The following is a 23,922-nucleotide window of genomic DNA, read 5'->3' as shown; positions in this document are numbered from 1 at the left end:
GGCGAAATCGCTTGCATTTTTCTGTCATGAGATTGGCATGGTTCGGCCAGAATGCGCCGATTTGAAGTGACATTTTTGCCACTAGGGTGGACTCTGGCCCCCGTTCCGGGCTAAGCGCCGCGACTGTTGCCGTGAGAAAGGTCGGTTTTTACCCCTTTGAGCGGCGGCGCGGAACAGGACCGGGAACAGAGTTAATGTGCTTAGCCCAAGGCTGGACGACGGCGGTTTTCGCCACGCTCGTCCTCAGTGGAGCGGCCTTCGCCGATGTTACGGTGAGCCAGTCGAACGACCCGCAGGCGGGTCTGGATGGCCGCATGACCTCGTTGCTGGGGGTCGAGAAGGCGGCGCTGGACAAGGTGGCACCAGCGCGTCTGGCAGCGATTGCCGGCGGGGTCGGCCAACCGAAGCCTGCGGCGAATGGGGCCGCCAAAGCCGCAGCCAAACCGGTAGCGGCATCCGTGATGAAGGTCTCGGCCAGGGCCGATGCCGAAATGCCGAAAGCCAGCCTGCCGGGCGTGGTGCGCTATGATGCGGGATTTGTGGACACCCTGCCGGTCGCGTCAGGCAATGAGCAATGGCAATGCCTTGCGACCGCCCTTTACCATGAGGCACGCGGCGAGACGATCCGTGGTCAGTTCGCGGTGGCCGAAGTGATCCTGAACCGGGTCGACAGCCCGGCCTATCCTCGCTCGATCTGCGGCGTTGTGCAGCAGGGCGGCAAGGGCGGCTGCCAGTTTTCTTTCACCTGCGATGGCAAATCCGACCGCGTGAGCGAACGCGGGGCCTGGATCCGGGCAGGCAAGATCGCGCGTATCATGATGGATGGCGCGCCGCGCGCACTGACATCGGGGGCGACCCATTTTCATACGGTTGGCGTGCGCCCGGATTGGTCGCGACGCTTTGATCGCACGGCCTCTATCGGGGCACATCTGTTCTACAGGCAATGAACGGGTTGCAGGCGATCTGACGAGATGTCGTTCGGGATCGCTTGCCTGCCGCGCAGGGGCAGGGCATGACGTGCTGGCGCGGCTAGGTTCGCGCCAGATCCAATGGCCCGGAGGCCAGCCAGAATGACCAGCGATATCCGCCTTGCCTTTGCCCATCCCGAAGAGCGCAGTCTGGCCTCGGCCTCGGCCGATCCGCGCGACCGGATTTCGCTGCGCGACCATGTGGTCGATGCCGATATCGGGGCGTTTCAGCAGGAACGCGGTCGCCCCCAACGCCTGCGCTTCAATGTCGTGGTCGAGGTGCGCCCTCAGCCCGAACCGCTGGAGGATGATGTCGACCGCATCCTCAGCTATGATCGCATCACCGAGGCCATTGCGGCAGAATTGTCGGATGAGAGGTTGAACCTTTTGGAGACGCTGGCCGCGCGGGTGGCCGAGCGCATTCTGGCAGAGCCGCAGGCGATGCGTGCTTTCGTGCGGGTGGAAAAGCTGGATCGCGGCCCGGGTGCGCTTGGGGTGGAGATCGCGCGCTCGCGGGCAGAGGCGCCGTTGCGCGCAGTGGACAGCGAGGGGATGATGCAGGCTCTGCATCCGCTGGTCGTCTATCTGGACAATGCCGCGATTGCTGCGCCGGATCTCTCGGTCCGGCTGGATGGCTGGCAGGCGCGCGGCCTGCCGGTGATCCTGACCGTGGGCCTGCCCGATACGGAGGTGCCGCAGACCGGGCACAAGCCGACGCAGCGCCGGGTTGACCTGCTGGCGATCGAGCAAAACGCCTGGCGGCTGGCGGCGCGCGATCCGCGTTGCGTGGTTGTGGCGACGCGGACGGAAATCGACTGGGCGATGAAACATGGCCAGATGATCGTCTGGGCACCGTCAAAGCTGGTGCTGGATGTGGTGGACGGCCCCCATTCGCGCGAGCCGGTGGCGCTTTCGCTGTGGCTGGCAGAACTGACCGCGGCCGAGGCCTTGATCGTTCACGGCGATGTAACAGTTCCGGCGGGAAGTCGCGTGGGGATTGAGCGCGCCTGAACCCGGCCTTGCCTGTAACCGGGCTTGGGCCTAATTCGGGGCGATGAAATATTATCGTCCCATTCCGATGTCGGATCCGGCCCGCCCGAAGGGCGCGCTCTCCTTGGCGGGCGGCTGGCTCTGGTTCGACCGGGTCGAGGTGCTGGCCCGCGATGCCGCGCCGGACCTGATTGCCGTCAGCGATCTGCCCGAAGCCATTCGTGAGCGGCTGAGCGCACCGCGCGCCGATTTTGCCGGGCTGACGATGGATCGCCCGCGCCTCATGGGCATCCTGAACGTGACGCCGGACAGCTTCAGCGACGGGGGCCGTTTCATGGCACCCGAGGCCGCCTTGCGTCAGGGCCGCGAGATGGCCGGGGCAGGGGCCGAGATTCTGGATATTGGCGGCGAAAGCACCCGCCCGGGTGCCGCCGAAGTGCCGGTGGGTGAAGAGATCAGCCGCACCGCGCCGGTGATCGCGGCCTTGCGCGCAGGCGGGATCGAGACCGTGATTTCCATCGACACCCGCAAATCTGCCGTGGCCGAGGCCGCCTTGGCCGCAGGTGCCAGCATCGTCAACGATGTGGCGGCGTTCGGCTTTGACCCGCGTCTGAAGGATGTCACCGCGCAAAGCGGTGTCCCGGTCTGCCTGATGCACGCGCAAGGCGCACCGCAGACCATGCAGGACGATCCTCAATATGAGGATGTGTTGCTGGATGTGTATGACTTCCTTGCCGCTCGCGTGGCCGAGGCCGAGGCGGCGGGCATTCCGCGCGACCGGATCATGGTCGATCCCGGCATCGGGTTCGGCAAGACGCTGACGCATAATCTGACGCTGATCCGCGGTCTTAGCCTGTTTCACGGCCTTGGCTGCCCGATCCTGCTGGGCGTCAGCCGCAAGAAGTTCATCGGCACGCTTGGGGCCGAAAGCGATGCCACCCGTCGCACGCCCGGCTCGGTTGCCGTGGCATTGGCGGGGGTGGCGCAGGGCGCGCAGGTTCTGCGCGTGCATGATGTGTGGGAGACCCGGCAGGCCCTTGCCCTGTGGCGCTCCGTAACTGTGGGAGACCGGACATGAGCCGCAAACTCTTTGGCACCGACGGGGTTCGGGGTCGGGCCAATACCTATCCGATGACCGCCGAGATGGCATTGCGCCTTGGCGCGGCCGCCGGGCGTTATTTCCGCCGGGATGGCAGCGCGGCGCATCGCGTGGTGATCGGCAAGGATACGCGCCTTTCCGGCTATATGCTGGAAAATGCGCTGACGGCGGGGCTGACCTCGACCGGCATGAATGTGCTGCTGCTGGGCCCGGTGCCGACGCCTGCGGTCGGGTTTCTGACCCGGTCGATGCGTGCGGATGTGGGCGTGATGATTTCGGCCAGTCACAACCCGCATCAGGATAACGGGATCAAGTTCTTCGGCCCCGACGGGTTCAAGCTGTCAGATGAGGCCGAGGCCGAGATCGAGGCGATTGTGGCAGGCGAGATCCAGCCGGCACAGCCGCAGAACATCGGCCGAGCGAAGCGCATCGATGACGGACGCGGGCGCTATCAGGAATTCGTCAAGACCACCTTCCCTGCGGGGCTGAGGCTGGACGGTTTGAAAGTGGTGGTGGATTGCGCCAATGGCGCAGCCTACCGCGCCGCCCCCGATGTGCTGTGGGAACTGGGCGCCGAGGTGATCCCGATCGGGGTCAATCCGAACGGCACCAATATCAATGAGCGTTGCGGCTCCACCCATACCCAGACCGCCGCCGAGGCAGTGGTGGCGCATGGTGCCCATGTCGGCATCAGTCTTGATGGCGATGCCGACCGGGTGATGATCCTGGACCAGAATGGCCGCGTGGCCGATGGCGACCAGATCATGGCGCTTTTGGCGGCACGTTGGGCCGAAGACGGGCGGCTACGCGGCGACACGCTGGTCGCGACGGTGATGTCGAACCTCGGGCTTGAACGGTTCCTTGAGGGGCGCGGGCTGCGGCTGGAACGCACGGCGGTCGGTGACCGCTATGTGGTTGAGGCGATGCGGCGCGGCGGCTTCAACCTTGGTGGCGAGCAATCGGGCCATATCGTGATGACCGATTACGCCACCACCGGCGATGGTCTGGTGGCGGGGCTGCAATTCCTGGCCGAGATGGCGCGCACCGGAAAGCCGGCATCGGACCTGACCACCAGCTTCCAGACCGTGCCACAGCTTCTGAAGAACGTTCGCTATGGCGCGGATAAACAACCACTTTCCGTCGAAAGCGTGCAGGCCCGCATTGCCCAGGCCGAGGCGCGGCTGACCGGCAAGGGCCGCGTCCTGATCCGCAAATCCGGCACCGAGCCCCTGATCCGCGTTATGGCGGAATGCGAGGATGAGGCGCTGCTTCATGCGGAGGTCAACGGTATCGTCGCGGCGGTCGAGGCGGCGGTGTGATGCAGCCTGCCCCGATCGGTCCGGGCCCGGATGCAGCAAGCGGGATTGCACCGGATGTCACATGGATCTTCGATGGTGGCTTTCTGCGCGCCTCGATCCTGTCGGCATGGTCGCTGTTGGAGCATCGCCCGCGCAATGTGACGCTGCGCCTGCTGGTGACGGAACCCGTGCCCGGGTTGCAGCCTTTGGTCGATCAATTGTCCGCGCATTTCCCCGGCGCGACCTTTGATGCGCGTCAGATCGACGTGCCGAAGCTGGAGGTGGGCGGCCATGTCTCGCCCGCCACGTTGGCGCGGCTGTCATTGCCGAAACTGCTTGAGGCACCGACGCTTTATGTCGATGGCGACACCATGTTCCGCCGCGATATCGGCCCCGCTTTCCAGACCGATCTGGGCGGGTGCCCGATTGCGGCCTGTCTGGACAGCGGCATCGCCAAGGCGGTCTGGTATCGCAAGACCGGCACCCTGCCGCGTTCGCGCAAATCGATGCGCCATCTGGCCGATCTCGACAAGATCGCGCATCTGGTCGATGCTGAACGTTATATCAACGCGGGCGTCATCCTGTTTGATCTGCCGCGCATCCGCGCGCTTGGCCTTGATGTGCCGATGGGCGATGCGGCAGGGGCGGTGGCGCTGCGCAAGCAATATGGGCTGCGCTTCAACGACCAGAACTGGGTGAATGCGGTGTTCAAGGGGCAGATCGCGCCGCTGGACCCGATCTGGAACGCGCTTTGGGGCAACCGGGCGACCGGCTCCGCCCCGTTTCCGGCGTCGGAACAGGCGCGCTTTGCCGAAAGTCGCATCAATCCGGGCCTTGTGCATTTTACCGGGCGTCTGCGCCCATGGGAGATCCGCTGGCCGATCTTTTACCCCAAGCGGCGGCCTTGGCTTGGCGAATACAAGGCCATGCAGGCCCGGGCAGAGGCCGTGCTGCGCTTCTAAGGTAGGGTTGCAGGGGAACGCAAAGCGCCCGATGCGCAAATGCCGAAACGAAAGCCCCTGAAAGTAAACAGGAAAACGCAAAAGGCCGGGGCAATCCCCGGCCTTTTGTCTTGGCTGTGGCCGCAGGTCAGTTGCGGGCGCGGTCAACCATCTTGCCCTTGGAGATCCAGGGCATCATTTCGCGCAGTTTCGCACCGACTTTTTCGATCTGATGCTCGTCATTGGCGCGGCGCGAGGCTTTCAGCGTCGGCTGGCCCACGGCATTCTCCAGCATGAAGTCACGCACGAATTTGCCCTGCTGGATGTCGGTCAGGACCTCTTTCATGCGGGCCTTGGTTTCCTCGTATTTCAGGATACGCGGGCCAGTGACGTATTGACCGTATTCGGCGGTGTTGGAGATCGAGTAATCCATGTTGGCGATGCCGCCTTCATAGATCAGGTCGACGATCAGCTTCACTTCGTGCAGGCATTCGAAATAGGCCATTTCCGGCGCGTAGCCCGCTTCGACCAGGGTTTCAAAGCCGCAACGGATCAGCTCGACCAGACCGCCGCAAAGCACGGCCTGTTCGCCGAACAGGTCGGTTTCGCATTCTTCACGGAAGTTGGTCTCGATGACGCCCGAACGGCCGCCGCCGATGGCGGAGCAATAGGACAGGCCGATTTCCAGCGCCTTGCCGGTCGCGTCCTGATGCACTGCCACAAGGCAGGGCACGCCGCCGCCCTTGGTGTATTCGCCGCGCACGGTGTGGCCCGGGCCTTTCGGTGCCATCATGATCACGTCCACGCCGGGCTTGGGCTGGATCAGGCCGAAATGCACGTTCAGGCCGTGAGCAAAGGCGATCGCAGAGCCTTCGCGCAGGTTGTCATGGACGTATTTCTTGTAGGTTTCGGCCTGCAGCTCGTCGGGCATGGTGAACATGATGACATCGCACCATGCGGCCGCCTCTGCGATGCCCATCACCTTCAGGCCTTCGCCTTCGGCTTTCTTGGCCGAGGGCGAGCCTTCGCGCAGCGCAACGACGAGGTTCTTCGCACCCGAATCCCGCAGGTTCAGCGCATGGGCATGGCCTTGGCTGCCGTAGCCAAGGATGGCCACTTTCTTGTCTTTGATCAGGTTGATGTCGCAGTCGCGATCATAATACACGCGCATCGGCGTATCCTTTCGGTTTGAACTGAAGGCAGAATACGGATCGCGCGCCGTCTGTTGCTGCAAATTTTGCCAATATTCCGGTTTATGTGGGTAAATCATGCTTCATGAAGGAAATATGCGGATACTTCATTCCCTTGCGCCCATGCGCAGAAGCGCAGCTTCGCCCCGGGTCAGACTGGCGCGGGCCGAATGCGCGGCCTCTGTCGGGTCGGGGAAGATCGCCTGCAACTCGGCCCGTGCCGCGAAATCCAGCGATTGCAGCGCCATTGGCCCGGTCATCAGGCTTTCCGACCAGATCCCCGCGCTGCTGACCAATTCGTGCCGGTCGAACATCAGATGCAGATAATCGGCCTGCAGGCATGGCACTTGCCGGACCGCCTTGCCATCGATCAGGAACCTTGCCGCGACCAGTACCTCGGGCTGCCCGAACAGCAGTTCGGCCCGGGCCGAGGTCAGCAGGATCCGGTGATTGGGCGAGACGAGCAGCGCCCGGTCATTGCCAAGTGCCCCGGGGGCTATATGGACGGGTGCAAGCGGCCCAAGCCCGCAGACCCGGCTGCGCCCGATCCAGCGGATCACTTGCGCCCCATGGTCCAGTGTCAGAACCCGGTCGCCGGCTTGCAGCTCTTCGATCAGCCGCGGGCCGGAGGGGGTGGCGATCAGGCTGCCTGCGTGGAAGCAGGGCACGGTGTTGACCGGGATCGGCACCTTTTGCCCGGTGCCGAAATATTGCGACTGACCTTGGCGGTAATATAGCGTGCTGCCATCGGGTGGCGGCGGGCCGTCAAAGAAGATGCCGACCACCTGGGTGCTATAGCCGGTGGTGATTGATACGCCGACCATATGGAACATATTGCCTGCCGCGTCGAACAGGGTGACGGAGAATTCGTTTTCCACATAGACAGGCGGCGGCGATTGCCAGCGCAGCTCGGTCTCGTTCGGGACATAGGTCTGCCCGTCAATGGTCACCGGCTGGGTCAATCGCTGGTCAAGGACAGACGCGCCGTTCACCGGATCATCGCTCAGCCAGCCATCGGCATCGTCGAAGTGCAGGGTGCTGGCGCTGGATCCGAAGGTCAGCGCCAGATCATGCGGCACCTCCCAGGAGAAGGCATTGCCATTCAACGCATTGGACAGGATATCGGATTGCCCGGTAGCGCTGCCATCCGCACGGGTTATGGTCACGCCGCTGCGGGGCAGGATCGTCAGGCTGGTCTCGGGCATAGGATCACTCGTATCGGCTTCAGGCACGGCAGATTGCCGACCCTTCTGCACGGTAAACGGCGCGTTAACCTTTTTGCATCCGCAGCATCGCGCAAGCGTGAGCAGATACTGACCCGGGTTTGCCTTCTGGCCCCTGATATGAGAAAATCATGCGTCAAAGGCGCAGATGATGAGGCCTCCATGCTTGATGATACCGATCGGCGCATTCTGCGCCAGCTTTTGGCTGATCCGGCATTGGCGACATCGGATCTGGCGGAGCGTGCAGGGGTGACGCAGGCGACCTGCTGGCGCAGGCTGGAGCGGCTGGCGGAAAGCGGGGTCATCCAGGCGCGGCAGGCGGTGGTTGACTGGCGCGCGCTTGGCTACGGGGTTGAGGTGTCGCTGCGCTTCACCCTCGACAAGACCAATCCCCGCGCCTTTGACGAATTTCTGTCCGCCGCGCGGGACGTCCCGGAAGTTGTGGGGATCGAAACCTTCCTGGGCCGCGTCGATGTCCGCCTCACCATCATCGCCCGCGACATGCAGCATTATCAGGGCATCTACCGTGAAAGCATCCTGACCTTGCCGCATATTTCCGACATCGAGGCGCTGATGCTGATCGCCACCATCAAGGACAGCGCAGGGCTGCCGCTATGATCGATCTCGACGATCTCGACCGCGCCTTCCTGCGTGATCTGTCGCGCGATGGCACCTTGTCTGCGGGCGAGTTGGGACGCCGCCATGGTCTGAGCCAGCCCGCCGCCTGGCGACGGGTGAAACGGATGGAGGATGCGGGCATCCTGAACGGCCAGCGCGTGCTTGTCGATCGCGCGGCGCTTGGCTTTGGCGTTACGGTTTTCCTCGGCATCAAGCTGGCGACCAAGGGCCGGGTGAGCCTGGAGGATTTTGAGCGCGCGGTGACCGCGATCCCCGAGGTGCAGGTGGTGCAGCATGTCTTGGGGTTGTTCGATTACCGCCTGCGGGTGGTGGCGCGCGATATCGCGGATTTCGAACGCGTGCTGCGCCGCCGGATCATGACCCTGCCGGGTGTGGGGCAGGTTGAGGCCAATGTGCTTTTGACCGAAGAGGCGCGCCCAGGGCCACTGGGATAGTCCGGGGCCATTGGGGCACCTCTGACCACGGGGGGGCTGGGGCCGCTCGGGTAAGGATGAGTATTTGGACAAGCAGCAATGCAGGACACCGCGATGAGAGGGGCCAAACGGCGCGCCGTTTTCCGCGCTCATATCGGTTGATGCTTTGCTGCTTGTCCAAATACTCTAAAAAGCACCGCGCCTTTCAGCACTGGGTCCTTCAGCGGACGCCGATGCCCGCCCGCATCAGTCCGCGCCGCAGCGGCGCGATGGAATAGAGCGCGTCAAGGGTTGCCGCGCGCAGATCGCGCAGCGGCTGTGCCCCGATCTGCGAGGCGCGGTTCAGCAGGTCGATGCCATGGACGCGGGTCTGCACATCCAGATGGCGGACCTTGTGATAGGCCGCAAGCATCTCGCGATTGCCGAGGGTTTCAGGCGTTGCCAGATCCAGCAGCGCGGTCAGATCGGCGAGGCTCATGTTCAATCCCTGCGCGCCGATGGGCGGCATGACATGCGCGGCCTCGGCCATCAGGGCGGTGCGCTCGCCTGACATGCGGGCAGCGATCTGGGCGATGATCGGCCAGGCGGTCAGGCGGCTGATCTGGGTCAGCGGCCCCAAAAGGTTGCAGGACCGTTCCTGCATTTCCGCCGCGAAGACCTCAGGCGACAGGGTCAGCCGGCGTTCGATCTCGCTTGCGTGATCCATCCAGACCACAGCAGAGCAGGGCGTGTCTTCGCGGTCGGGCAGCGGCACGAAGGTGAAGGGCCCGCCGGAGCGGTGGATTTCGGTCGAGATATTCTCATGCGGAACGGGATGGCTGACCGCGAAGGCCAGTGCCTTCTGGCCATAGCGCAGGGTTTTCACCGGGATGCCAAGTGCCTCGCGCACCAGACTGCCGCGCCCATCGGCACCGATCAGCAGCCGCGCCTCGAAGCGGCTGCCATCCGAGAGGGTGACGAGGGCCGCGTTTTCGCGGGTCAGGACAGCGGTGGTGGCGCGACCGGGCAGGAAGGTGACATTGGGCAGCTCATTCATCCGTGCCAGCATCTCGCGCCGGAGCAGCCAGTTCGGCAGGTTCCAGCCAAAGGGCTGGTCTGACAGGTCGGCCGCGTCAAAACTTTTGATGACGCGGGGTTCCGGCGCGACCCCGCCCGCATCGACAATGCGCATGATCTGCAACGCGGCGGCATGGGGTTCCAGCCGCGCCCAGAGGCCCGCCGCCCGCAGGACAGGGATCGAGGGGTGCAGGAAGGCGGTGCTGCGCAGGTCGGAGCCGGCACTGGCCTCGGCGGTGACCGGCGGCTGCGGTTCGACGCAGATCACCTGATAGCCCGCGCTGCCGAAGGCGCAGGCCGCGGCAAGCCCTGCCACCCCGCCGCCGGAGATCAGGATATCGGTGGTCTGGCGCATCGCTTCGGCTCCGCTGGATCTGGCCTTTCGGGCCGTGCCCCCTAGATAGGTGAAAGCCGCGCCTGCGTCCACGCGACCCGATGTCATAGGCCCTTCTGTCTCTCGCACCTGTGAAACGGGGCCTGTCTCTGTCTCTGTCCCAGGCCGGGGGCAGGGATGGCGTGGTGGGCGACGGCTGATCCTTGTGGCGAAGGGGGCGTCAGCCCTGCAGCCGGGTCAGGAAGCCCGCCAGGTCATCCGTGTGATAATGGATATGCGGGGCCACCAGCGCCTGTGGTGCCACATGCACCGTGCGCATCCCCATATCATGCGGGGCGGCAAGGTTGCGCGGATCATCTTCGAACATCACGCCTGTCGTGGGGTCCAGCCCGTCCAGCGCGAAGATCGTCTCGAAGGCGGCGCGTTCGGGCTTTGGGCGGTAGCCCGCATGTTCGACGCCATAGATCGCGGCAAACAATCCGTCCAGGCCCCGTGCCGCAAGCACCTTTTCGGCATAGGGTCTGGAGGCATTGGTATAGATGATGCGCCGCCCCGGCAGGGCCGCAATCGCTGTGGCCAGGTCTGGGTCCGGCACAAGGATCGAAAAGTCGATATCATGCACCTCGTGCAGATAGCCCTCTGGCTCGATCCCGTGTTCGGCGATCAGCCCGGCCATGGTGGTGCCATACCGATCCCAATAGCTTTGCCGCAACCGATTGGCCTCGGGCTGGGCAAGGCCCAGTTCGCGCATGACGAAATCGGTCATCTTCACCTCGATCTGGTCGAAGAGCCGCATCGCGGGGGGGTAAAGCGTGTTGTCGAGGTCGAAGACCCAATTGCGGATATGGGAGAAATCTTGCGCGTGCATGGGTCTTGGCTAGCGCAAAGCGGGTGCCGCGACAAGGCACTGGCCTTCGGGGGCGCCTGCGCGGACCGAGCCGCAAAGGCGGGCGCTCTGCCTGCGGGCGCTTGCCATGCGCCGAGGGCGCGCATAGGGTCTGCGCCCAGGGAAGGAAGGGAGCCATTCGTGCAGAAAGACGCCTATACGCTTATCCTTGAGGCCATCGAGGCCGGCGTCTACAAGCCCGGCGACCGTCTGGTGGAATCGGAACTGGCCGAACGGCTTGGCGTGTCGCGCACACCGGTGCGCGAGGCGCTGCAGCGGTTGGAGACGCAATCCATGCTGTCGCGCGATGGGCGCAGCCTGATTGTAGCGTCATTGGACCACAATCAACTGGCCGAGCTTTACGCCGTGCGCACCGAACTGGAAGGGCTGGCCGCAAGGCTGGCCGCGCGCCACGCCACCGAAGAGGAAATCCGCGTGCTGCGCGCGATGGCGCAGGAAGATCTGCAATTGCAGGGGGGCGATCCGCGCGCGCTCAGCCGGGCCAACAAGCGCTTTCACAAGCAGATTCATCTGGCCAGCCATAACCGCTTTCTGGTCCAGCAACTGGATCTTGTGCATCGCTCCATGGCGCTGATGGCCAATACCTCCTTCGCGGCGGAAGGGCGCGACGAGGTGGCGCTGGCCGAGCACAGCGCCATCGTTGATGCCATCGCCAATCGTGACGGAGAGGCGGCCTATATCGCCTTGAAGGCGCATATCTCCAAAGCGTTCGAGACGCGGCTGCGCATCGAGGCGGGCGAGCTTCGTCTGCGCTAGGTGGTTGCTTCGGCCCGAAAAACTTGCCACAATCGCGCCACATTTTATCGTAATTGCGCCCATTGAAGGCGTTGTGCGTGCGTAGTGTTTGTTCGGGGGTCTTAATGTCGGTCGGGGCAGGGGCGAGAGCGATGGTTGGCATCGTGGTGCTGACGCTGGTGCCGATCTCTGTTCTGGCAGAGGGCAATCGTCTGACCGAACTGCTTGGCGATCTGCAATTCACCCTGAACGGGCAGGCCTTCACCATCGCGCGCAGCCCGGACCCCGAGGCCCGGCTAAGCGATGACTTCGCAAAGACCTCGCGCATCTGTCCGCCCTTTTGCTTGCAACCGATGCAGGCCCTGCCGGGCGTGACCACGCTGGGCGAGATGGAGGTGATCGATTTCATCCGGGGGCCGCTGTCCGAGGGACGTGGTGCGCTGATCGATGCACGGCTGCCGGAATGGTTCGAAAAGGGATCCATCCCGTCAGCGGTGAATGTGCCCTTCACCACGCTCGCGCCGGAAAACCCGTTTCGCAACGATATACTGGTGGCGCTTGGGGCACGACCCCTGGGCGGTGGAGCATTTGATTTTTCGAATGCGCTGGATCTGGTGATCTTCTGCAACGGGGCCTGGAGCGATCAGTCCGTGCGGGCGCTGCGCGCCTTGCAGGCGGCAGGCTATCCGCTGGATCGGCTGCATTACTACCGGGGTGGGATGCAGGACTGGTTGATGCTGGGTTTGACCAGCAGTCGCCCTGCCAGCAGTCGCCCAGCAGCCGCCACGCAGGGGAGCGATGGATGATCCGTCTGGCGCTGCTATATCTGGTTGTCGTCGTGGGGATCGCGGCGGTCATCACGGGTGTGCCATGGGTGTTTCGCGGCCCCGAGGGCGAGCCCGTCCAACTGTCCGATGCCGCCGATCCGATGGCGCGTCTGCGCGCAGCCTCTGACGGGGCGGCGGCGCGGGGCGGCACGGCCAATGCGCTTGGCATGGTGGCCAATGCGGGCGAAAGCAAGCCCGTCGGCGTGGGCGCGATCCCGCTTTTGCGCCCCGATGCGACAGGGGTGGAGCAGACAACTGCCGCCATCCTGCAGGATCTGGCATTGCTGCGCGATGGCGATCCCGAACAGGTGGCGCTGCAACGCATGTCGAGCGGCGCGATTGCGGCGCTGAACGGGTTGCGCGGGCAGACGGCGCGCCCCGTCACGCTGGAAGGTCTGGTGGCACAGGCGCTGCGTGAGGGGCAGACTGATGCCTATATCGATGCGCTGGTGAATGAGGCGGCGGGACGGGGCGAGGTCTCGGTGCCCGCAGGCCTGGTCACCGCCTCGGGCAAGGTCGATACCGCCGTCTTGCTGGCCGGGCTGGTCAGTGCCGCGCAGGCGGCAGCGCGGGCCGATCTGCAACCGGCCCGCCATCCCGCCCTCACGGCGCCGGTGGCCGGCACGGAAAGCCGTATCCATCTGGTGCAAGAGGGCGATAGCCTTGGGGCCATTGCCTTGAAATTCTATGGCAATATGGCGCTTTACCCGATCATTCTGGAGGCCAATCGCGCCACGCTGTCCGGCCCTGACCGGCTGCGTCGGGGGCAAGAGCTGCGCATTCCGGTCCTGAAACAGCCCTAATGCTCGTCAGAAACGGCCCTGCGTTCGATTTCAGGCAAACCCCGAATTTCAGCAAAACCCAGAATTTCAGGCAAACCCGGAACGGACTGTCGGAAACAGCCCGGAACAGCGCGATCAGCCGCCGGTATGGCTCATGTAGCGGCGCATTTGCCCGCCGATCTTCTGCCCGTCCTCTTGCTGGCGGCCATAATCGAAATCATGGCCCTTGGGTTTGCGAGCAATGGCGTCACGGATTGCCTGTTGCAGCACCGCGTCATCGGGGCTGGCGCGCAGCACGCCGCGCAGGTCGCTGGCCTCTTCCTGTCCGAGACAGGGAAACAGCTCGCCCGTGCAGGTCAGCCGGACACGGTTGCAGCTTTCGCAGAAATTATGGCTGAGTGGCGTGATCAGGCCGATCTTCTGCCCGGTCTCGCTGATCCGCAGATAGCGCGCAGGGCCGCCGCTGCGTTCCAGCAGGTCGGTCAGGTGATAGCGCGTGGCCAGCCGCGCCCGCAGATCGGCCAGCGACCAGAACTGGCCCAGCCGGTCGGCCAGATCGCCCATCGGCATGACCTCGATAAAGGTCAGGTCATGGTCTTCCTCGGCGCACCATTCGACTAGGCGGAACAGCTCATCCTCGTTGACGTCTTTCAGGGCAACGGTGTTGATCTTGACCCGCAGGCCCGCGGCCTTCGCCGCGCGGATACCGTCCAGCACCTGCGGCAATCGCCCCCATCGGGTGATCTGTGCGAATTTTTCCGCATCCAGTGTGTCGAGCGAGACATTGACCCGGCGCACTCCGGCCGCCGCCAGATCATCGGCAAAGCGCGCCAGCTGGCTGCCATTGGTGGTCAACGTCAGCTCTTCCAGCGCGCCACTGTCCAGATGCCGCGACATGGCCTGAAAGAAGCCGATGATGCCACGCCGCACCAGCGGCTCGCCGCCGGTGATGCGCAGCTTGCGCAGGCCCATGCCGATGAAGGCAGAGCAAAGCCGGTCGAGTTCTTCCAGCGTCAGCAGGTCGGCCTTGGGCAGAAAGGTCATGTGTTCCGCCATGCAATAGGTGCAGCGGAAGTCGCAGCGATCCGTCACCGAAACCCGCAGGTATCGGATGGCGCGGGCAAAGGGATCGATCAGCGGCGCGGTCATGCCGCAAACCTAGGCTTTCGGCGGGTTTGCGGCAAGGCCTGCCTGCGACGGTTGATCCGCCGAAAACGGAAAGGTAGGTTTGGTGACAAGCTATGAGGAGGCGTCAGATGCGCGGAACCGGAATCGCCCTGATTGTGACGGGGCTGCTGCTTGCGGGCTGTGGCGGCTATTTCCCGATCGGCAATAACCGCGTGCCCGATAGCGGTGCCCCGGCACCCGCCGCACCTTCTGCCCCGGTGGCCACGCCCGAACTGTCTGCACCCGCGCCCAAGGCTGGTGCCCGCACGGCGGATGCGCTGGATACCACAACGCCCGAACAGCGCGCGGCGGCGACCGCCAGCCCGGCCCCTGCGGCGCAGGCGGCCCTTGGTAAAGTGACGGTCGGGCTTGGCGATCCGACGGCATCGGGGTTCTGGCTGAAGACCGGGCTGGTCAAGACGGTGACGCCGGGCTTGATCAAGACCGCAGGCGGCCAGACCGTGCAGGTGGAGTTGCAACCGGGCGAGGGTGCCGCGCAGCTGTCGCTTGCGGCCTTTCGCGCGCTTGGCCTCTCGTTGACCGATCTGCCCGAGGTCGAGGTGTTCGCGCGCTGAGACGCGCCCCTAACCTGCCAGATAAAGGGCTGCTTCCTTGCGGGAAAAGGCTTTCATATGGGGCCCATGCTCGGCCAGGAAAGTGCGGACGCGCGGCGCGTCATGTTTCGACAGATCGCGCAGCCACCAGCCAATGGCCTTCTGGATGAACCATTCCCGGTCTTCGACGTAAGACGCGGCCCAACCCAGAACGCGTTCACGCGCGGCCAGTTCATCGGGTTTGGGGAAATTCAGCTTGGCCAGCGGCAGGGTGATGACCAGCGCCGCCCGCCGCATCCAGAAGCTGTCCCCCGTGGTCCAGCCTTCCACCGCATCCAGCCGCGAAAGGTCGGCCATCACGCGCTTTTCGCCCGCCTTGCAGGCATGGTCGGCAATGGCCCAGGCGTCAAAGTCCGGCACCCAGCCTGCAATCAGATCCCAGACTGCCGCATCGGGGCGGATGCGCGCCTGTGTCAGCAGCTTGGCCGCCGCCACCCGCGCTTCGTGGACATCGCTGTCCCAGAGGTCAGAGGCCAGGGCGACCCGCGCCGCGATATCGGTATCCTCTTCGCGCCAGCCCTTGGCCAGCGCATCGATCTGCGGCACCGTCACCCCCAGATAGCGGCGCGCTGCCTTGTGATAGGCCGCCATCTCGGCGATCTTGGACGGGTCGGAAGCGGCTTCCAGCTGGGCGAGGGCGTCGGGGGCAGAGATCATGCGGCAGGGCCTTGCGCTTGAAACGGGGACTGGGAACGAGGGCTGGGGGCGGAGGACTGGGATATGCGACGGGTCACGGAAATGGCTTGACCCCTAACCCAGACGGCGCGCCAATGGAAGCAGAGCCAGAATGAAAGCGGTCCAGAATGAAAGTGGGCGGCGCGGGGACAACGGAATGCGGATCGGGCTGGGGCAGATCGGGGTTTCGACCCTTGTTGCAATGGGGCTGGGGGCCTGTGTGGCGCAGGTCACCCCGCAAGACACCAGCTCCGAGATCAGCCTGTTGCGGGGCGGCAGTTTCGCGGGCGGCAGCGAGATGCGGATCTATCCCGATGGCGTGGTTCAGACCGAGATGTGGCAGCCCGGCGGGCGCGACCGGAAGCTGGAGTCCAAACAGCTATCGCCAGAGGTATTTGCCCGCGCAAGGCAGTCGATCCTGGATCATCCGATCCCGGCGCGGAAGCTGAACGACAGTCAGGAATGTCTGGATTACGGCATCGACCGCGTGCAGCTGAAAGAGCCGGGGCGCGAGGTAAGTTACCGCTCCTATTGCCCCAATCCGGCAATCGATGCGCTGGACGGAATGGTGCGTGCCGCAATCACGCCATGAGGCGCGGCCCCGAAACGTGCCCAAGCGTTGCGGCCCGGTTCACCGGGCCGCAATCCATTCTCATGACAGCCCCTTCACTCCACCGTGACGGATTTTGCCAGATTGCGGGGCTGGTCCACATCGGTGCCCTTGGCTATGGCGGTGTGATAGGCCAGCAATTGCGCCGGAACCGCATAGAGGATCGGGGCAAACAGATCGGGCACCTGCGGCAAGGTCAGGGTCTTCCAGCAGCCCGCGCCCGCCTCCTGGATGCCCGCCGCATCCGATAGCAGCAAAACCTTGCCATGGCGGGCCATCACCTCTTGCATGTTCGACACGGTCTTTTCGAAAAGGTGATCGCGCGGGGCCAGCACGATCACCGGAACGCGGTTGTCGATCAGCGCGATGGGGCCGTGTTTCAACTCGCCGCTGGCATAGCCCTCGGCATGGATATAGCTGATTTCCTTCAGCTTCAGCGCACCTTCCAGCGCCAGCGGATACATCGGGCCGCGCCCCAGGAACAGAATATCCTGCGCCTCGGCCAGTTGCTCTGACAGCGCGGCGATGTCATCGGCAAGCGATAGGGCATGGTTCATCAGACCCGGCAGGCAGCGGAAATTCTCAAGATGCGCCGCCACCTGTTCGCGCGAGAGGCACCCGCGATCCTGCCCCGCCTTCAGCGCCAGCAGGGTCAGCACTGCCAACTGGCAGGTGAACGCCTTGGTCGAGGCCACGCCCACCTCGATCCCGGCCATGATCGGCAGCGCCACGTCGCTTTCGCGCGCGATGGAGGATGTCGGCACATTGACCACCGAGACCACCTTGGCCACCTTGTCGCGGCTGTAGCGCAGGGCTGCCAGCGTATCGGCGGTTTCGCCCGACTGGCTGATGAACAGCGCCCAGGACCGATCCGACAGCGGCGGTTCGCGATAGCGAAACTCCGAGGCGACATCGATGTCGCAGGGCAGGCCGGCCAGGCTTTCAAACAGGTATTTCGCCACATGGCAGGCGTAATGCGCGGTGCCGCAGGCCACAAGCGTGACACGATCCACGGCGGAGAAGTCGATGTCTTCGGGCAGGTTCAGCCCGCCCTCGCGGGTGTAATGGCGCAGCGCATCGGCCAGAACCACCGGCTGTTCGGCGATTTCCTTGGCCATGAAGTGCTTGTAGCCGGCCTTTTCAATCCGGGTCGCATCGACCTGAATCCGGCTGATCGCGCGATTGGCGCGGCGGTTCTGCGCATCAAAGATCTGGGCCCCGGCGCGGGTGATGACGGCCCAATCGCCTTCTTCCAGATAGGTGATCCGGTCCGTCATCGGGGCGAGGGCGATTGCATCCGAGCCCACGAACATCTCGCCATCGCCATGGCCGATGGCCAGCGGGCTGCCCTTGCGGGCGCAGATCAGCAGATCCTCTTCGCCTTCGAACAGAAAGCACAGGGCGAAAGCACCATGCAGGCGGCCCAGCACCTCGGCGGTGGCCTCTTGCGGGGCTTTGCCGGATGCCAGTGCGCGGCGCATCAGCAGGGCGACGGTTTCGGTATCGGTCTCGGATTCGAAGCTGTAGCCGTCTTTCGACAATTCCTCACGCAGTTCGCGGAAGTTCTCGATGATGCCGTTATGCACCACGGCGACCGTGCCCGCGCGATGGGGATGGGCATTGGCGACGGTTGCGGCACCATGCGTCGCCCAGCGGGTATGGCCGATGCCCGCGCGCCCCGCCAGCGGCTCATGCACCAGAAGATCCGACAGATTCACCAGCTTCCCGACCGCGCGGCGGCGGTCCAGCCGGCCATCGCTGATCGTGGCAATACCCGCGCTGTCATAGCCGCGATATTCCAGCCGCTTCAACGATTCCACCAGCAAGGGCGCAACCTGATGGGTTCCCAGAACCCCTACAATACCACACATATTCAGGCACCTTTCTGACGTTTTGCTTTAATAGATTTATACAAATCGAACAATTTTGGCGCGAGGCCCGGCTTCACGACCTGCCGCGCACGGCCAAGCGCCACCGCCTCGTCCGGCACGTCCTCGGTGATGACGGAACCCGATCCGGTCATCGCGTCATCGCCCACCTTCACCGGTGCCACCAGCATCGTATCCGATCCGATGAATACCCGCTTGCCGATGGTGGTGCGGTGCTTGTTCACGCCGTCATAATTGCAGGTGATGGTGCCCGCGCCGATATTGGTGCCTTCGCCAATATCGGCATCACCCAGATAGGTCAGATGGCCGACCTTTACGCCCTCATCCAGAATGGCGTTCTTGATCTCGACGAAGTTGCCGACATGGACATGCTCGGCCAGTTCCGCGCCGGGACGCAGCCGGGCAAAGGGGCCGACATCGGCCCCGCGCGAGACGTGACAGCCTTCCAGATGGCAGAAGGCCTTGATCTCGGCGCCGCTTTCGATGGTGACACCGGGGCCGAAATAGACATTCGGACCAATGATCGCATCGCGCCCGATATGGGTATCAAGGGCGAAGAACACCGTCTCGGGCGCGGTCAGGGTCACGCCGTTTTCCAGCGCCTCGGCGCGGGCGCGGGCCTGGAAAGCCGCCTCGGCCTCGGCCAGTTGCGCCCGGGTATTGACGCCCATGGTCTCGGATTCCGGGCAGGTGACAACACCCGCCGACAGCCCGCGCTTGCGGGCCAGTTCAACGATATCGGTCAGGTAATACTCGCCCGAGGCATTGTCATTGCCAACCTCGGCGACAAGGCTGAAAAGGGTCTGTGTATCGGCGCAGATCACGCCAGAATTACAAAGGGTTATCTCGCGTTCTTCATGGGTTGCATCCTTGAATTCAACGATACGCTCCAGCGCCTCGCCCTGCGTCACAAGCCGCCCGTAGCGGCCGGGGTCGCGGGCCTCGAATCCCAGCACGACAACCGCGTGACGGGCGCGCGCATCCAGCATCGCCTCCAGCGTTTCGGGGCGGATGAAAGGGGTGTCACCGTAAAGCACGACGCAATCGCCACGGGCATCCGACAGCACCGGCGCCGCCTGCGCGACGGCATGGGCGGTGCCAAGCTGGGCTTCCTGCACGACCACGGTGCAATCTTCGTCATAGGCCATTGCGGCCTTGCTGACGGCCTCGGCCCCATGGCCTGCGACGACCACGACCTGGCCCGGCGACAGCGAGGCTCCGGCCTGCATGGCGTGATGCAGCATCGGTGCGCCCGCGACCTTGTGCAGCACTTTGGGCAGGTCGGAATTCATCCGCGTGCCTTGCCCGGCCGCGAGAATGACGAGAGAAACCGGCATGAGACCTCTTTACCTTGGTGTTGCGCCCGTTTTAACCCGGATGTCGGGGGGCGCAAGCTGGCCCCTTTCACAGAACCTTTCGGCAGGTTTCAAGATGCAGACTTCCCTACGGCCCATCGTGGTCTTCGATCTGGACGGAACGCTGGCCGATACCTCGGCCGATCTGATCGCTGCGGCCAATGCCTGTTTCCGCGGCATGGGCCATGGTGACCTGTTGTCGCCCGACTCTGACGCACTGACCGCCTTTCAGGGCGGACGCGCCATGTTGCGCCTGGGGCTGGAGCGGCTGGGGATACCGGATGCGGGCCTGGTCGATGCGCAATATCCGGTGCTGCTTGCGGCCTATGCCGAGGCGATCGACACCCATACGCGGCTTTACCCCGGTGTTGTGGCGGCGATAGAGGCTTTGCGTGCTGCGGGCTTTGCGACTTCGATCTGCACCAACAAACCTGGAGGTCTGGCCGAGGCACTGGTGATGCGACTGGGCATCCGGCACCTGTTTGATGCGCTTGTCGGCGCCGATACGCTGCCCACCCGCAAGCCCGATCCCGCGCCCTATCTTGCCGCGGTCAATTGGGCGGGCGGCGATCCCGCGCGGTCGCTGCTGGTGGGGGACACGGTGACGGATCGTGACACCGCCCGCGCGGCGGGGGTGCCCTGCATCCTCGTCTCCTTCGGGCCCGAGGGGCAGGGTGTGAAGCGGCTCGCGCCCGAGGCATTGCTGGATCACTATGACGCCTTGCCCGATCTGGTGCGCCAGCTGCTGGGGGATTGACCGGATGGAGGTCTTCAAGGGCAGTTTCACCCAGCAGGAGCCGATCCCGGAGGCCGCGATTGCCGCAGCCCTGCGGGTGATGCAATCGGGGCGACTGCACCGCTACAACACCGTGCCGGGCGAGGTGGCCGAAGCCGCGTTGCTGGAAGAGGAATTCGCAGCCGCGACCGGCGCGCGCTATTGCCTGGCCGTGGCCTCGGGTGGCTATGCGCTGGCCTGTGCCCTGCGCGCCGTGGGCGTGCAGCCCGGTGACCGCGTGCTGACCAATGCCTTCACGCTGGCCCCGGTGCCCGGCGCGATTGCAAGCCTTGGGGCCGTGCCGGTTTTCGTTGGCGTGACCGAGGGGCTGGTGATCGATCTCGATGATCTGGCCGCCAAGGCGGATCAGGCGCGGGTCCTGATGCTGAGCCATATGCGCGGCCATATCTGCGACATGGCGGCACTGATGCGCCTGTGTGACGCGCGGGGCGTCACGGTGATCGAGGATTGCGCCCATACGATGGGGGCATCCTGGGCCGGGCGGCAAAGCGGGCGTTGGGGGGCGATGGGATGCTATTCAACCCAGACCTACAAGCATATGAATTCGGGCGAGGGTGGTCTGCTGATCTCGGATGATCCGGGTCTGATGGCGCGGGCGGTCCTGCTCTCGGGCAGCTATATGCTTTATGACCGCCACCGCGCCGCGCCGCCGCCCGAGGCATTTGCGGCGCTACGGCTGGTCACGCCCAATGTCTCGGGCCGGATGGACAATCTGCGCGCCGCCATCCTGCGCCCGCAATTGCAGGATCTGGCCCGGCAATGCGCGCGCTGGAATGAACGATATCATGTCGTGGAGGCAGGGCTGGACCAGACCCCGGGCCTGACCCTGATCGCCCGGCCGGAGGCCGAGGGGTTCGTGGCTTCTTCCTTCCAGTTCCTGTTGCTGGATTGGCAGCCTGCGGCGATCCGCGCCGTCCTGTCCCGCTGCGCGGCCCGCGGAGTGGAGCTGAAATGGTTCGGTGCCCCGGATCCCGTGGGCTTCACCAGCCGCTATGACAGCTGGACCTATGCGCCAAGCGCGCCGATGCCGGCAAGCGACCGGGTGTTGAACGGCATTCTCGACATGCGCTTGCCGCTGACCTTCAGCCTTGAGGATTGCGCCCAGATCGCCCGCATCATCCGGGCCGAGGTTTCGGCGGTCTATCAGGGCGATCTGTCGGCGCCCGAGGGCGGTGCGCGCGGCGACTGAGGTTAAAGGGGGCTCCCACCCCGTCTCCTGCGGAGACTCCCCCGGGGGGATAGTTGAAGGCAGTGGCGGCTGTTTGTGCTTTGAAGTCAATGGGGTGGGTCGAGGACTTACCCCATGGTGTCACACAAGTGTGTCACACATTCCCGGTCCGTGGTTGCAAGGCCCGCCTCTTTTTGGGGGCCGTCATGGGCAAACACCTTCATCTTTTTCAGCGCGGGAGCGTGTTCTACTGGCGCCGGCGGGTGCCGGGGTTATCCACGTCTATCGACATGCTGCAGCTGTCTTTGCGGACCGGAGTGCGGGCGGAAGCCTGTATGATCGCCCGGAAGCTGACCGTTGAGAGTGATCGCATGTTCGATGATCTGACCCGTAATCTGATCTCTGTAGAAGATGCCCGGACCTGGCTGTCCCACGTCATCACAGAGGAACTGGCCCGGATCCGCCGGGTGGATCTGGTGTCCCGGATGGATCCGGTGGGCCTGGCCGAGACCGATATCCGGGCCGATTGGGCGACCACCACCGCCTGGCGTCTGATGGCCGAGCACGGTCCCCGGGCCGATCTTGATCCGCCTGTCGTTGACCGGCTGATCGGGAATGGCGCCACCCCTGCCGATCTGTCGATGCTGGAAACCACGCTGGCGATGCTGGCGGCTGACATGCGGTCCGAGGCGAGGATGCGCCGGACCGCGTCCGAATTCAGAACGGCAACCGGATCGGCACAACCTCTTGACAGCGCATCGCTGCTGCAGCTGCGTCGCCTGCTGATCGGTGGGCGCGCAGCGGCCTATGCGCAGCCCGAGGCCGTGCTGGGGGCAGAGAGCCAGATCATGGCAGATATGGCAGAGCAGATCGCTACCGGGATCATAGCGCGCGATCGTCTGGATTGGTTTGGGCAGGACGCCCCGCCCGATGCCAACCCGGCGCCGATCCAGCCGCAGCCGGTGCTGGTAGCTTTGCCCCAGCCCGCAATGCCGATAGCGGCACCGCGGCCGCAGGCTACGCCAGCAGAGATCTGCGATCCCACGGTCCTTGCCACGACGGAACGGCTGAATGCCGAGCGGCTGGAAATCCGCAAGCAGGAACGCAAGCATCTGGTTCTGGAGGATGGCACCCCAGAACGGACGCCCGAGACCATGGAGCGGTCGCGGCTGGTAACGGCCCGCCTGTTCACGCAGGCGACCGGCGTCAGCGACATCCGCGAGATCCGTCCATCACATCTTTCGGTCTTTCGCGACACATTGCACCGGCTGCCCTCCAGTTGGGGCAAGAGCAAAAAGGATATCGCCAGGCCTATCGAAAAGAGGCCTTCACGCAGGCGGCCAAGCTGCCGCCCGAGAAGGTTGGTTTTGCCGTGGCCACGATCAACCGGCATCTGGATGTCCTGGCGCTGATCCTCGCCCGGGCCGAAGAGGATGGCATCGCGATTGATCCAAAACTGCAGCCGAAAAAGCTGCGGCTGCGCGAGCGCAAACGCGCCCGCGACAAGCGGGCGGGTTTCAAGGAGGCAGATCTCAACCTGCTGTTCCGGCACACAATCTGGACCGGATGCGAAAGCCAGCGTCATCGCAATGCCCCTGGAAAGCGGGTGATCAAGGATGGACTCTACTGGGCGCCGCTGATCGCGGCCTATACCGGGGCGCGCCGCGAAGAGATCGCCGGGATGATGTGCGCCGATATTCGCGAGGAGGATAGCATTGTCTACTTTGACATCCGTGACAATGCGAACCGCGGGGTAAAGACCCTAGCCGGGGAGCGGCGGATCCCTATCCACGACAGACTGATCCAGCTCGGATTTCTGACCTATCTCGCGAAACTGCGCAGCCGGAAGGAACGCGATCTCTTCCCGGATTTCCGGCCGGAGAACCATGTGAAGAACTCAGGCACGAAGTTCGGCGCCGCGCTTTATCATCGGTTCTCGACCGAGTTGGATGTGGTGTTTGAGGGGAACCCGAAGGGCTTCGTCAACCATTCGTTCCGACACTTCGTCAATGACAGGCTGTCGCGGGTCACGACGATCCCGAAGCTGGTGCGCATCGAGCTGGTCGGGCATGAGGGCGACGACACCAACGAGAGAGTCTATGCCGAGCCCTCCCCGCTGCGGGATCTGCAGGTGGCCATCAACGCGCTTCCGGTCGTTGATGACCTGCCGGTGATCTCAGTGCGGTGAAGGTCACCTCTTACGTGTCATGCAAGAGGGTGACTGGACAAATTCGCCCCGCTTGCAA

Annotated in this window: 24 protein-coding genes; 16 read left to right on the top strand and 8 right to left on the bottom strand. The window is 64.3% G+C overall.

Annotated elements, in window-relative coordinates:
* Positions 1-194 precede the first annotated feature (194 nt).
* The 5 genes from GBJ34_RS15495 to GBJ34_RS15475 all read left to right on the top strand — a co-directional run bounded on the left by GBJ34_RS15495 (position 195) and on the right by GBJ34_RS15475 (position 5,317).
* Entirely contained in the window at positions 195-947 is a 753-nt protein-coding gene (locus GBJ34_RS15495) for a cell wall hydrolase (RefSeq protein ID WP_151720108.1), read from the top strand.
* A gap of 123 nt (positions 948-1,070) precedes the next feature.
* A complete protein-coding gene (locus GBJ34_RS15490) occupies positions 1,071-1,979 on the top strand; it encodes a dihydroneopterin aldolase (RefSeq protein WP_151720107.1) in 909 nt (302 codons plus the stop codon).
* A gap of 43 nt (positions 1,980-2,022) precedes the next feature.
* Positions 2,023-3,036 carry a dihydropteroate synthase gene (folP, locus tag GBJ34_RS15485; protein WP_151720106.1) on the top strand — a complete coding sequence of 338 codons (1,014 nt, stop codon included), beginning with the start codon at positions 2,023-2,025 and terminating at the stop codon, positions 3,034-3,036.
* Complete coding sequence (gene glmM / locus GBJ34_RS15480) at positions 3,033-4,376, top strand: phosphoglucosamine mutase (RefSeq protein ID WP_151720105.1); 1,344 nt, start codon at positions 3,033-3,035, stop codon at positions 4,374-4,376. Before folP ends, glmM begins: the two co-directional genes overlap by 4 nt.
* Entirely contained in the window at positions 4,376-5,317 is a 942-nt protein-coding gene (locus GBJ34_RS15475) for a glycosyltransferase family 8 protein (RefSeq protein WP_151720104.1), read from the top strand. Before glmM ends, GBJ34_RS15475 begins: the two co-directional genes overlap by 1 nt.
* A gap of 127 nt (positions 5,318-5,444) precedes the next feature.
* On the opposite strand, the gene ilvC is transcribed toward GBJ34_RS15475, so the two are convergent.
* The gene (ilvC, locus tag GBJ34_RS15470; protein WP_151720103.1) at positions 5,445-6,467 is read right to left on the bottom strand and encodes a ketol-acid reductoisomerase; all 1,023 of its coding nucleotides are present in this window, start codon (positions 6,465-6,467) and stop codon (positions 5,445-5,447) included.
* 126 nt (positions 6,468-6,593) lie between these two features.
* A complete protein-coding gene (locus GBJ34_RS15465) occupies positions 6,594-7,691 on the bottom strand; it encodes a Hint domain-containing protein (protein ID WP_151720102.1) in 1,098 nt (365 codons plus the stop codon).
* Positions 7,692-7,871: 180 nt separating this feature from the next.
* Here GBJ34_RS15465 and GBJ34_RS15460 point away from each other — a divergent pair, with 180 nt between their 5' ends.
* Both GBJ34_RS15460 and GBJ34_RS15455 read left to right on the top strand, forming a co-directional pair.
* Entirely contained in the window at positions 7,872-8,327 is a 456-nt protein-coding gene (locus tag GBJ34_RS15460; protein ID WP_151720101.1) for an Lrp/AsnC family transcriptional regulator, read from the top strand.
* A complete protein-coding gene (locus tag GBJ34_RS15455; RefSeq protein ID WP_151720100.1) occupies positions 8,324-8,782 on the top strand; it encodes an Lrp/AsnC family transcriptional regulator in 459 nt (152 codons plus the stop codon). The genes GBJ34_RS15460 and GBJ34_RS15455 overlap by 4 nt, the downstream gene beginning before the upstream one ends.
* A 199-nt stretch (positions 8,783-8,981) precedes the next feature.
* Here the strand turns inward: GBJ34_RS15455 and GBJ34_RS15450 are convergent, their stop codons facing one another.
* Both GBJ34_RS15450 and GBJ34_RS15445 read right to left on the bottom strand, forming a co-directional pair.
* Positions 8,982-10,172, bottom strand: coding sequence for a UbiH/UbiF family hydroxylase (locus GBJ34_RS15450; RefSeq protein ID WP_151720099.1), 1,191 nt, complete (start codon positions 10,170-10,172; stop codon positions 8,982-8,984).
* A gap of 199 nt (positions 10,173-10,371) precedes the next feature.
* Positions 10,372-11,019: a pyrimidine 5'-nucleotidase gene (locus GBJ34_RS15445; RefSeq protein ID WP_151720098.1), complete on the bottom strand. Its 648-nt coding sequence runs from the start codon at positions 11,017-11,019 to the stop codon at positions 10,372-10,374.
* A gap of 159 nt (positions 11,020-11,178) precedes the next feature.
* Here GBJ34_RS15445 and GBJ34_RS15440 point away from each other — a divergent pair, with 159 nt between their 5' ends.
* From GBJ34_RS15440 to GBJ34_RS15430, 3 genes are all read left to right on the top strand, one after another.
* The gene (locus tag GBJ34_RS15440) at positions 11,179-11,814 is read left to right on the top strand and encodes a GntR family transcriptional regulator (protein WP_151720097.1); all 636 of its coding nucleotides are present in this window, start codon (positions 11,179-11,181) and stop codon (positions 11,812-11,814) included.
* Between the two features lie 131 nt (positions 11,815-11,945).
* Positions 11,946-12,599: a rhodanese-like domain-containing protein gene (locus GBJ34_RS15435; RefSeq protein WP_192931244.1), complete on the top strand. Its 654-nt coding sequence runs from the start codon at positions 11,946-11,948 to the stop codon at positions 12,597-12,599.
* The gene (locus GBJ34_RS15430; protein WP_151720095.1) at positions 12,596-13,423 is read left to right on the top strand and encodes a LysM peptidoglycan-binding domain-containing protein; all 828 of its coding nucleotides are present in this window, start codon (positions 12,596-12,598) and stop codon (positions 13,421-13,423) included. The genes GBJ34_RS15435 and GBJ34_RS15430 overlap by 4 nt, the downstream gene beginning before the upstream one ends.
* 114 nt (positions 13,424-13,537) lie before the next feature.
* Here the strand turns inward: GBJ34_RS15430 and moaA are convergent, their stop codons facing one another.
* A complete protein-coding gene (gene moaA, locus GBJ34_RS15425; protein ID WP_151720094.1) occupies positions 13,538-14,551 on the bottom strand; it encodes a GTP 3',8-cyclase MoaA in 1,014 nt (337 codons plus the stop codon).
* Positions 14,552-14,658: 107 nt separating this feature from the next.
* Between moaA and GBJ34_RS15420 the strand changes: the two genes are divergently transcribed.
* Positions 14,659-15,144, top strand: a complete 486-nt coding sequence (locus GBJ34_RS15420) for a D-galactarate dehydratase (protein WP_226341220.1) — start codon at positions 14,659-14,661, stop codon at positions 15,142-15,144.
* A gap of 9 nt (positions 15,145-15,153) precedes the next feature.
* Here the strand turns inward: GBJ34_RS15420 and GBJ34_RS15415 are convergent, their stop codons facing one another.
* A complete protein-coding gene (locus GBJ34_RS15415; protein WP_151720093.1) occupies positions 15,154-15,840 on the bottom strand; it encodes a DNA alkylation repair protein in 687 nt (228 codons plus the stop codon).
* Between the two features lie 130 nt (positions 15,841-15,970).
* On the opposite strand from GBJ34_RS15415, the gene GBJ34_RS15410 reads away from it, so the two are divergent.
* Positions 15,971-16,450 carry a hypothetical protein gene (locus tag GBJ34_RS15410; RefSeq protein WP_151720092.1) on the top strand — a complete coding sequence of 160 codons (480 nt, stop codon included), beginning with the start codon at positions 15,971-15,973 and terminating at the stop codon, positions 16,448-16,450.
* A 74-nt stretch (positions 16,451-16,524) separates the two neighbouring features.
* Here the strand turns inward: GBJ34_RS15410 and glmS are convergent, their stop codons facing one another.
* Entirely contained in the window at positions 16,525-18,339 is a 1,815-nt protein-coding gene (gene glmS / locus GBJ34_RS15405) for a glutamine--fructose-6-phosphate transaminase (isomerizing) (RefSeq protein WP_151720091.1), read from the bottom strand.
* 2 nt (positions 18,340-18,341) lie between these two features.
* Positions 18,342-19,694 carry a bifunctional UDP-N-acetylglucosamine diphosphorylase/glucosamine-1-phosphate N-acetyltransferase GlmU gene (glmU, locus tag GBJ34_RS15400; RefSeq protein ID WP_151720090.1) on the bottom strand — a complete coding sequence of 451 codons (1,353 nt, stop codon included), beginning with the start codon at positions 19,692-19,694 and terminating at the stop codon, positions 18,342-18,344.
* A gap of 94 nt (positions 19,695-19,788) precedes the next feature.
* Here glmU and GBJ34_RS15395 point away from each other — a divergent pair, with 94 nt between their 5' ends.
* The 4 genes from GBJ34_RS15395 (at position 19,789) to GBJ34_RS15380 (ending at position 23,864) form a co-directional block, all read left to right on the top strand.
* Positions 19,789-20,469, top strand: coding sequence for an HAD-IA family hydrolase (locus tag GBJ34_RS15395; RefSeq protein WP_151720089.1), 681 nt, complete (start codon positions 19,789-19,791; stop codon positions 20,467-20,469).
* Positions 20,470-20,473: 4 nt separating this feature from the next.
* Positions 20,474-21,697 (top strand): DegT/DnrJ/EryC1/StrS family aminotransferase, encoded by a 1,224-nt coding sequence (locus GBJ34_RS15390; RefSeq protein ID WP_151720088.1) that lies wholly within the window; start codon positions 20,474-20,476, stop codon positions 21,695-21,697.
* A 62-nt stretch (positions 21,698-21,759) separates the two neighbouring features.
* Positions 21,760-23,088 carry a DUF6538 domain-containing protein gene (locus GBJ34_RS15385; protein ID WP_318843231.1) on the top strand — a complete coding sequence of 443 codons (1,329 nt, stop codon included), beginning with the start codon at positions 21,760-21,762 and terminating at the stop codon, positions 23,086-23,088.
* Positions 23,049-23,864 carry a site-specific integrase gene (locus GBJ34_RS15380; RefSeq protein WP_151720086.1) on the top strand — a complete coding sequence of 272 codons (816 nt, stop codon included), beginning with the start codon at positions 23,049-23,051 and terminating at the stop codon, positions 23,862-23,864. The genes GBJ34_RS15385 and GBJ34_RS15380 overlap by 40 nt, the downstream gene beginning before the upstream one ends.
* Positions 23,865-23,922 lie beyond the last annotated feature (58 nt).

Source organism: Gemmobacter serpentinus (assembly GCF_008973825.1).
GTDB lineage: Bacteria > Pseudomonadota > Alphaproteobacteria > Rhodobacterales > Rhodobacteraceae > Gemmobacter > Gemmobacter serpentinus.
The sequence above is the reverse complement of the archived record's forward strand: the minus strand, read 5'-3'. Positions and strand labels throughout refer to the sequence as shown.

Coding starts and splice junctions, on each gene's coding strand:
- GBJ34_RS15495 (WP_151720108.1), top strand. CDS start 195: ATGTGCTTAGCCCAAGGCTGGACGACGGCGGTTTTCGCCACGCTCGTC.
- GBJ34_RS15490 (WP_151720107.1), top strand. CDS start 1,071: ATGACCAGCGATATCCGCCTTGCCTTTGCCCATCCCGAAGAGCGCAGT.
- folP (WP_151720106.1), top strand. CDS start 2,023: ATGAAATATTATCGTCCCATTCCGATGTCGGATCCGGCCCGCCCGAAG.
- glmM (WP_151720105.1), top strand. CDS start 3,033: ATGAGCCGCAAACTCTTTGGCACCGACGGGGTTCGGGGTCGGGCCAAT.
- GBJ34_RS15475 (WP_151720104.1), top strand. CDS start 4,376: ATGCAGCCTGCCCCGATCGGTCCGGGCCCGGATGCAGCAAGCGGGATT.
- ilvC (WP_151720103.1), bottom strand. CDS start 6,467: ATGCGCGTGTATTATGATCGCGACTGCGACATCAACCTGATCAAAGAC.
- GBJ34_RS15465 (WP_151720102.1), bottom strand. CDS start 7,691: ATGCCCGAGACCAGCCTGACGATCCTGCCCCGCAGCGGCGTGACCATA.
- GBJ34_RS15460 (WP_151720101.1), top strand. CDS start 7,872: ATGCTTGATGATACCGATCGGCGCATTCTGCGCCAGCTTTTGGCTGAT.
- GBJ34_RS15455 (WP_151720100.1), top strand. CDS start 8,324: ATGATCGATCTCGACGATCTCGACCGCGCCTTCCTGCGTGATCTGTCG.
- GBJ34_RS15450 (WP_151720099.1), bottom strand. CDS start 10,172: ATGCGCCAGACCACCGATATCCTGATCTCCGGCGGCGGGGTGGCAGGG.
- GBJ34_RS15445 (WP_151720098.1), bottom strand. CDS start 11,019: ATGCACGCGCAAGATTTCTCCCATATCCGCAATTGGGTCTTCGACCTC.
- GBJ34_RS15435 (WP_192931244.1), top strand. CDS start 11,946: ATGGTTGGCATCGTGGTGCTGACGCTGGTGCCGATCTCTGTTCTGGCA.
- GBJ34_RS15430 (WP_151720095.1), top strand. CDS start 12,596: ATGATCCGTCTGGCGCTGCTATATCTGGTTGTCGTCGTGGGGATCGCG.
- moaA (WP_151720094.1), bottom strand. CDS start 14,551: ATGACCGCGCCGCTGATCGATCCCTTTGCCCGCGCCATCCGATACCTG.
- GBJ34_RS15420 (WP_226341220.1), top strand. CDS start 14,659: ATGCGCGGAACCGGAATCGCCCTGATTGTGACGGGGCTGCTGCTTGCG.
- GBJ34_RS15415 (WP_151720093.1), bottom strand. CDS start 15,840: ATGATCTCTGCCCCCGACGCCCTCGCCCAGCTGGAAGCCGCTTCCGAC.
- GBJ34_RS15410 (WP_151720092.1), top strand. CDS start 15,971: ATGAAAGCGGTCCAGAATGAAAGTGGGCGGCGCGGGGACAACGGAATG.
- glmS (WP_151720091.1), bottom strand. CDS start 18,339: ATGTGTGGTATTGTAGGGGTTCTGGGAACCCATCAGGTTGCGCCCTTG.
- glmU (WP_151720090.1), bottom strand. CDS start 19,694: ATGCCGGTTTCTCTCGTCATTCTCGCGGCCGGGCAAGGCACGCGGATG.
- GBJ34_RS15395 (WP_151720089.1), top strand. CDS start 19,789: ATGCAGACTTCCCTACGGCCCATCGTGGTCTTCGATCTGGACGGAACG.
- GBJ34_RS15390 (WP_151720088.1), top strand. CDS start 20,474: ATGGAGGTCTTCAAGGGCAGTTTCACCCAGCAGGAGCCGATCCCGGAG.